Genomic DNA, 7,853 nt, shown 5'->3' with positions numbered 1-7,853 from the left:
AAATTGTCGTTATGACAAGGGAACAGGGAACAGGGAACAGGGAACAGGGAAGAGGTTTTAGGCCACTTTACTTTTCGTTACTTATGTCGGTTTTTTCCGTTTACCTACTTAAATTGAGAGATAATTAAAACTTACAATAGACATCTCCAGAAAAGAATGTAGAGACGTTCCATGGAACGTCTCTACAAAGGTTATAAGTCACGCATATTTAATTTTCACCAGATGTCTAATAGTATTCATCTATTTCATGTATTTAATTAAACCACACCCTGACTACCTTCTTCCTTCGCGCCTTTTCTACTTTGCGCCTTTGCGCGAAACAATTTCCTATAAACCGTGGTTCATTGACCTGAAAATCACTGGAATTAGTAAAATAAAAAAGTTCGTAATTAAAACCCTATGCCTAGTACAGATAATTTTTTACAATACACCCAATGGTCAGGTATTGCTACAATAGTATTTGCAGTTTTGACAATCTTAGCCTTTATACTTAAATGGGGCTTTCGCTTTCGATTAGTGGGTGCAACTGGCTTTATGCTGGTACTGACAGGGGGGTTATTTTCATTGTCCCTTGTTCCCTTAAGTCGTACAGTTATTCCCGGTGCTGTTAAATACACTCTAGTTTATGATAACGGTTCTAACCAAACGGTAATTTCCACCCTCCCGGAAATCACTCCCACAGAATTAGAAGCCACTTTACGTCAAGCAGCTAGTAACCTGTATTCCTATGGTCGCTTAGGTAGCGGCGGAAACAAGCAATTAACAGTCCGCGCCCGCACCATTATCCACCCAGAAATCGGGCTGTCTGTACCCCTGTACCTGGGTGAAGTCAACCGCACTCTAGTCAGTCGTGAAGACCCGGAAATGACAATCAAAATTTATTTGGACAAATTTGCTTCACTACCAAAACCCGCTGCGTCAAGATTAGACATTTCCTAAAAAAAGAATATAGAGACGTTTACAGAAACGTCTCTAGAAGCTATAGCATATTTTAGCTTTCAGCAGTCCGCTATATTAGGAAATAAATATTTTCCTGTATTCCCTATTTGCACATTTTTTTTGCTATATACAATACAATAAAGATTATTTTTTTAAAATCTGATTAAGAAATATCAATATTTTTGGCAAAATAGAGATCATGCCTAATCAAAATCTTACCGAAACTTTGTCTACTCAAGCTGCTAGTTCATTTTTCAGCCTTTCTATTTCCCCAGGGAAAGTAATTCGCGGCGCTGGTGTGTTGTCAACAGTTGGCTCTCAAGTCGCTAATTTGGGAACTCGTCCGTTAATTGTAGCCGGAAATCATACTCTTAATCTGAGCAAAGAGCATTTAAAACCTCTTTTCCAGTCTCAACAATTACATTCTATCTTGGTTTCCTATGGCGCTGATTGTTGTGAAACTAGTCTGAAAGCCTTACGCAAAGCCGCCAAGGAACATAAGGCTGATATCATTATCGGTATTGGTGGTGGTAAAGCCTTAGATACCGCTAAATTAGTCGCTCACCAGTTAACATTACCAGTGATCACAATTCCCACCTCTGCGGCTACCTGCGCGGCCTGGACTGCCCTTTCTAATGTATATTCAACAACGGGGGCGTTTTTGTATGACGTGGCTTTATCTCGCTGTCCAGAGTTGCTAATTTTGGATTATAATTTAATTCAGACTGCACCGCAACGGACCTTAGTGGCAGGGATTGGAGATGCGATCGCTAAATGGTACGAAGCATCAGTAAGTAGTGGAAATTCACAACAAACTTTAATTATTGCTGCAGTTCAACAAGCGCGAGTTTTACGAGATATTTTACTACAAAAGTCCGCTACTGCGTTACAGTCCCCAGGTACAGAAATTTGGCAAGAAGTTGTAGACGCAACCGTACTCCTAGCTGGGATAATTGGGGGTCTAGGGGGGGCGCAATGTCGCACAGTCGCTGCCCATGCGGTTCATAATGGCTTAACCCATATTTCAGGACATAATAGCATTCATGGTGAGAAAGTAGCTTATGGTATCCTGGTACAACTGCGGTTAGAAGAAATGATCCAGGGAAATCAACTAGCAGCTTCAGCAAGACAACAACTGTTGAAGTTCTACGCAGAGATTGGACTACCCCAAAAATTAGCAGATTTGGGATTAGGTAATATCACCCTGGGTGAGTTACAAACAGCAGCAGAAATTAGTTTAGAACCTAATTCTGATATCCACCGTCTACCGTTTAAAGTAGCGTTGGAACAATTAATGGCCGCAATGGTTTCTACCACTGCACCAAATCAATTAAAAATTAAAAATGGGTAATAGGTAATGGGTAATGGGTAATAGGTAATGGGTAATTAATTGGAACTATCAACTGTCACCTATTCCCTGTCACCTGTCACCTGTCACCTGTCACCTGTCACCTATTCCCTGTTCCCTATTCCCTGTTCCCTGTTCCCTGTTCCCTGTTCCCTGTTCCCTGTTCCCTGTCACCTGTCACCTGTCACCTATTCCCTGTCACCTGTTCCCTATTTCGAGGTTGAAAGAATGAATTTAAGTTGGATTACTCCCGCAGAACGGATACAAAAGTTACCTCCTTATGTTTTTGCTCGTTTAGATGAATTAAAAGCGAAAGCTAGAGAACAAGGACTGGATTTAATTGATTTGGGTATGGGAAATCCCGATGGTCCTACACCTCAACCTGTAATAGAAGCTGCCATGACGGCCTTGCAAAATCCCGCTAATCATGGTTATCCTCCATTTGAAGGGACTGCCAGTTTCCGTAAAGCTATTACTCAATGGTATCATCGTCGCTATGGTGTGGTACTTAATCCTGATAGTGAGGCTTTACCCTTACTGGGTTCTAAGGAAGGTTTGGGACATTTAGCGATCGCCTACATTAATCCTGGTGATACTGTATTAGTACCTTCACCATCTTACCCTGTACATTTCCGTGGTCCGATTATTGCTGGGGGAGTTATTCACAATTTAATTCTTAAAGAAGAAAATAACTGGTTAATTGATTTAGCGGCCATTCCTGACGAAGTAGCCAGAAAAGCCAAAATTCTCTATTTTAATTATCCTAGTAATCCTACCGCAGCCACAGCCCCCCGCGAATTTTTTGAAGAAATTGTCGCTTTTGCGCGAAAGTATGAAATCCTGTTAGTTCATGATTTATGTTATGCAGAATTAGCTTTTGATGGTTATCAACCCACTAGCTTATTAGAAATTCCGGGTGCTAAGGATATAGGGGTAGAATTTCACACCTTATCTAAAACCTATAATATGGCAGGTTGGCGCGTTGGTTTTGTGGTGGGAAATCGTCACGTAATCCAAGGTTTGCGGACACTCAAAACCAACTTAGATTATGGCATTTTTTCCGCTTTACAAACAGCAGCAGAAACCGCTTTACAACTTCCTGATTCTTATTTACATGAAGTGCAGCAACGTTACCGCACTCGTCGAGATTTTTTAATTGATGGTTTGGGTAAATTGGGGTGGAATATTCCTAAAACCGAAGCGACTATGTATTTGTGGATAAAATGTCCGTTGGGAATGAATTCTACAGATTTCGCTTTGAATGTTTTACAGCAAACAGGGGTAGTAGTCACTCCCGGAAATGCTTTTGGTGTGGGTGGTGAAGGCTATGTCAGAATTAGTTTAATTGCTGATTGCGATCGCTTGGGTGAAGCTTTACAAAGATTCAAGGAAGCGGGTATTTGCTATCAATCGCAAGTTTCTGTTTCTGCGTAATAATTAAGGTGAATACACAATCTCAAAAGCATTAAGATTATGACAATTCTGGAAAAAGTAGTAACTACGATGCAGCAGTTACCTATAGATCAACAGCAGCAAGTTCTCCGTTTTGTTGAGTTTCTAGTATTTGAATTGGGTAATCACCAACTTAATCAAGATTCTGAAAACTCAAATCTCAAAAAGCCTGAAGCTTCTCCTCATGATCTATTGAGAAAATGGGAAGGAGTTATTGAAGGTGGGGTAGACGATCTTTCTTTTAATAAGAAATACATGAAAGAATATGGGCAGAAATGAATCAGCAGATAATTCTTGATACTGGTGTTTTGGTTGCTTATTTGAGGAAATCTGATCGCTTTCATCAATGGGCTGTAACTCAACAGAGATATTATAAACGATAAAATACAATATGAATTAGAAGATGACTTAAAAGAAGAATATGATTTAAGTCATCTAAAAAACCCTATTTGGGGTAAATATTCTCAACGGTATCAAGAAAGATATAGTGTTACTATTCATCATGAAGATGGGACAACAACAGTAGAACATTTCCCTAAACAAAATGATATAATTACTCTTGATCCTGATGTGAAACAATATTTTCCTAATTCAGAAAAACTTTAATGTTTACCTGAAACCGTTCTGCTAATTGTTGAATTTGATTAAAAGTTAATGCTTTTTCTTTGGTTAAAATAGCCTGTATTGTTTCGGATGAACCAATTTCAGGAAATCTGATAAACTCAGTTTGTGTTCTTCCATTAAATAAGCTAATACATCATTTCCATGACAATTAGGAAGAGGATAATGTTCTGTTTCATAAGCCTCAATTATCGTTCCTAATGTATCCAATAAATGATAAAGAGGATGTTTTTCATTAGTACCGATTTCATCAAGTAAATCATTTAATCTTAAAATTGCTTGTTCATATTCTTCTTCATTACGAATTGTTAGTAAAGGAGAAATAGCACTCCAGTGGGTATTAATATCTGGGGGAAGAGTGGTTAGTTTTTCCATAGATTTTTGTCGTATTCTGAATGAGTTAAGATATAACGAATGTAAACTTTTTGACGATTAAAGTGAATAGAAGTAATCAACCGATATTTATTACCACAGAAACTATCGAACCACCACCAAAACCTATACCTAATACTTGTACTGTTCTTTCTAAAGAGCGATCGCTTTTAGCTTGTTCTATTTCTACTATACCACGAATCGAGTTTATAGCCTGGTCTAATAACTTTCTCCTGACGGTTTACTCCGTTTTAAACAAAAGTCTACTATTTCTGGAGTATCAATAAGAGACTTAGAAGTGTTACCAGCGCGAATGTAGAGTTCTAATTTTTTATCTTTACCTTTCATTAAGACGATTTCATCTGACTTTCTGACATCAACTGCACAAACTATTTTACTATCTATTGTCTCAAATCGAATTGTAACTAATGACATAAAATTAGCACTAATGTACGTACAAATCAGGTGTACAATTGTCTGCTCAAATTGATCTAAAGAACCTTTAGAAAGAATAGCTAAATCTTGCTCTAAACCAAAAATATTACCATCATCTTCAACTCCAATAATTAAAGTTCCTCCTTCAGAATTAAGAAAAGCAGCAATAGTTTTCAGGACACTAAATCTCAAATCCTCATTTTTACGATTTTGTTTAACATCCCATTGCAAAGTGCTTTTATATTCTAATTTTGGACTTTCTGGTAATTTTATCAGGTGAGAAATTGGTTGTAAATTACCTATTTTTCTAATAGTAGTTAAAAACCGTCTTAATTTTCGTTCCTCAAGTAATTTGTTGAGGGTATCTTCATTATCTGCTGTTTCAATCACAGTTTTATTAATGACTGCAATATGTTTACCCCAATAGTCTTTTTCTAAAATTTCCAGATTTTCAGTTATCCATTGTTCATTGTGGACATTACCCCAACGATTAAAATAGGTAATAGCTTCTTGAATAGAATAATGGACAGCATCAAAAACATTACCCTCCATATTTTTAGAAATATAGTCCCATGCTCCTAATTTAAACGCATTCCGGCAATCTACCACAGTGTCGTTAGCAGTGAGGATAATCACTACTGATGAAAGATTACGTGCTTTTACCTCTTCCACAATCGCAAATCCACTGTTATCTTGCTCCATTCGCATATCAGAAATTATGACATCAAAAGGATTACATAACTTTTCTGTTGCTTCAACTACACTAGAAGCAGTCTCAATATGACGATAACCAAAATCATTTAACCACTCTACAAGTTCACGGAGGTAACGAGGAGTATCTTCTACTAATAGCAAATGAATATTTTCTGTTTGCATAATTTTATAGGTTTCAGAGATTTAAAAACGACATAAAGCAAATTATACCATATTCCTAGTATAACCTGATAGTGTGACTGATATCAAATTTCACGAAATTAACTATTTTCGCTTTTTGTATAAGGAATATAGATTTTAAATTTAGCTCCTTTCCATCCAGTTTCTTGGATGTATCCGTTCATCTGTGTTAATGTTTTGCGAATAATAAATAATCCTAAACCGCTACCATGACCTTCACTAGCGGTAGTTTTTAAAGGTTGAAATATCCAATCTTTTTTATCTGAGGGAACTCCTTGACCATTATCATTAAACTCAATTAATAAATATTTTTGCTCACCTGGAATATTAGCACCACGAACTCCCGGAGGATTGATAATATCCTCTGTAGATATGGAGATGTTTAAATCTAGTTTTTTAGCATTGTGTTTGAGAGAATTTTCTACTAATTCATTTAAAATACTTTTGATCTTTTCTTCATCACCATTAAACTCTGAATCACCATTGTTAATATCCAGAGTAATAGAAGCATTATCAATATGAGGATTAGCTTCCCATTTTTCAAAGAGTTTTTTGATTTTAAAGTGATGATTTTTAATTTTAATCCCTTCATTAATAGCTTTGAGATCATTAAGAGCAATTTGAGTAAATTCTAGTTGTGTTAATAATTTCTCAAATTGCTTGTAGTGAGGATTATCAACAGCAATTTTTCTCATAGCACGTCTAGTTTTAGACTCAATAATTGCTAACTGATTATTAACAAAATCAGAAATATCATGAGCAGTTTTGGAAATAATTGCTAGAATTTGCTCATATTCATCATTAGCAATAGTGGAAATTTGGGATTTTTCTAATCCTCGACGACGGTTAACTTCTTCAAGTACATCCTCAATATCATTAATAATACCTGTAAGTAAGGGATCTTCTGTTTGAGAAAAACGCAAAATCCGGTAAGCAATCCCTTTGAGAATGCTAATTTCATTAGCAATTTTATGATAAATCGCTCGATTTAGTATTTCGGTGTCATTCACACCACTTTGGTAATCAGATTTAACCATTTTAAAATATTCTTCTTCACTTAAATTCAGCGTCAACATCTCCAGTGCTTGAGAATAGCGTGGTGATTCCTCAGCAATTTGTTGTAACATCTTAACAGCAATTTCATTATAAGGATTATGAGCGAAGATACTTCTAGCACTAGATAATAATGATTTTTCTATATCATCTGAGTTAGCAATTGCTAAGTTAAAATATTTATTTCCCTGTTCTTGCAATTTAAGACCATAGTAAAGTCTTCCTAAATTGATATGAATAACATTTACATAATATTGCGGTAGGCTATCAAAATCTATTGCTTCAAGTTGAGATATGGCATCTGTGTATTTACCCAACTGTTCTAGACATCTAGCGTATATAAAAGATATATAATTATTAGATTTTATTTGTAAAAATCGGCCAAAAATTTCACAAGCTTTTTTAAATTCTTTAGCATCTAATAATACTTTTCCATATTTAGTTAGAGTATTACAATATCGATCTATAGTAATAATATCATCAGATTGAAGTTGTAAAGATTGCTCAAAAATCTCACAAGCTTTTTCATGATTCCCCGATTTTGTCAATGCTTGACCATAGTTAATTAAGGTTATTATATTATTAGGTTCAATTTGTAAAGACTGGTCAAAAATCTCAAACGCTTTTTCATAATTTCCCGATTCTGCCAATTCTTGTCCATAGTTAATTAAGGTTATTATATTATTAGGATTAATTTGTAAAGACTGGTCAAAAATCTCAAACGCTTTTTCATAATTTC

The 7,853-nt window shown here is 35.9% G+C and carries 7 protein-coding genes and 1 pseudogene; 4 read left to right on the top strand and 4 right to left on the bottom strand.

Annotated features, from left to right (window positions below; genetic code table 11):
• Positions 1–399 precede the first annotated feature (399 nt).
• The 4 genes from ACIR131C_RS0101245 (at position 400) to ACIR131C_RS0101230 (ending at position 4,018) form a co-directional block, all read left to right on the top strand.
• Positions 400–939 (top strand): Ycf51 family protein, encoded by a 540-nt coding sequence (locus ACIR131C_RS0101245; protein WP_028088746.1) that lies wholly within the window; start codon positions 400–402, stop codon positions 937–939.
• Between the two features lie 199 nt (positions 940–1,138).
• On the top strand, positions 1,139–2,290 hold the full coding sequence (locus ACIR131C_RS0101240) for an iron-containing alcohol dehydrogenase family protein (RefSeq protein ID WP_028088745.1): 1,152 nt from the start codon (positions 1,139–1,141) through the stop codon (positions 2,288–2,290).
• 225 nt (positions 2,291–2,515) lie between these two features.
• Complete coding sequence (locus tag ACIR131C_RS0101235; protein ID WP_028088744.1) at positions 2,516–3,721, top strand: aspartate aminotransferase; 1,206 nt, start codon at positions 2,516–2,518, stop codon at positions 3,719–3,721.
• Between the two features lie 39 nt (positions 3,722–3,760).
• Positions 3,761–4,018 carry a hypothetical protein gene (locus tag ACIR131C_RS0101230; protein ID WP_028088743.1) on the top strand — a complete coding sequence of 86 codons (258 nt, stop codon included), beginning with the start codon at positions 3,761–3,763 and terminating at the stop codon, positions 4,016–4,018.
• Between the two features lie 390 nt (positions 4,019–4,408).
• On the opposite strand, the gene ACIR131C_RS21585 is transcribed toward ACIR131C_RS0101230, so the two are convergent.
• The 4 genes and pseudogenes from ACIR131C_RS21585 to ACIR131C_RS21580 all read right to left on the bottom strand — a co-directional run.
• Positions 4,409–4,735 (bottom strand): helix-turn-helix domain-containing protein, encoded by a 327-nt coding sequence (locus ACIR131C_RS21585; protein ID WP_231395368.1) that lies wholly within the window; start codon positions 4,733–4,735, stop codon positions 4,409–4,411.
• Positions 4,723–4,830, bottom strand: a pseudogene (locus tag ACIR131C_RS24180) (type II toxin-antitoxin system HigB family toxin); the annotation flags it as partial. The pseudogene ACIR131C_RS24180 and the gene ACIR131C_RS21585, both read right to left, overlap by 13 nt.
• 121 nt (positions 4,831–4,951) lie before the next feature.
• Positions 4,952–6,043: an RNA-binding domain-containing protein gene (locus ACIR131C_RS0101215; protein ID WP_028088742.1), complete on the bottom strand. Its 1,092-nt coding sequence runs from the start codon at positions 6,041–6,043 to the stop codon at positions 4,952–4,954.
• A 98-nt stretch (positions 6,044–6,141) separates the two neighbouring features.
• Positions 6,142–7,853: ATP-binding protein (locus ACIR131C_RS21580; RefSeq protein ID WP_155962973.1), on the bottom strand; the 1,712-nt coding region annotated here is incomplete at its 5' end.

Source organism: Dolichospermum circinale AWQC131C, from assembly GCF_000426905.1.
Classification (GTDB): Bacteria; Cyanobacteriota; Cyanobacteriia; order Cyanobacteriales; family Nostocaceae; genus Dolichospermum; species Dolichospermum circinale.
This window is presented reverse-complemented; position numbering and strand designations above follow the sequence as displayed.

Bases quoted from the DNA above. Each gene is read 5' to 3' on its own strand.
- ACIR131C_RS0101230 (WP_028088743.1), top strand. From the start codon at position 3,761: ATGACAATTCTGGAAAAAGTAGTAACTACGATGCAGCAGTTACCTATA.
- ACIR131C_RS0101235 (WP_028088744.1), top strand. From the start codon at position 2,516: ATGAATTTAAGTTGGATTACTCCCGCAGAACGGATACAAAAGTTACCT.
- ACIR131C_RS0101240 (WP_028088745.1), top strand. From the start codon at position 1,139: ATGCCTAATCAAAATCTTACCGAAACTTTGTCTACTCAAGCTGCTAGT.
- ACIR131C_RS21585 (WP_231395368.1), bottom strand. From the start codon at position 4,735: ATGGAAAAACTAACCACTCTTCCCCCAGATATTAATACCCACTGGAGT.
- ACIR131C_RS0101245 (WP_028088746.1), top strand. From the start codon at position 400: ATGCCTAGTACAGATAATTTTTTACAATACACCCAATGGTCAGGTATT.
- ACIR131C_RS0101215 (WP_028088742.1), bottom strand. From the start codon at position 6,043: ATGCAAACAGAAAATATTCATTTGCTATTAGTAGAAGATACTCCTCGT.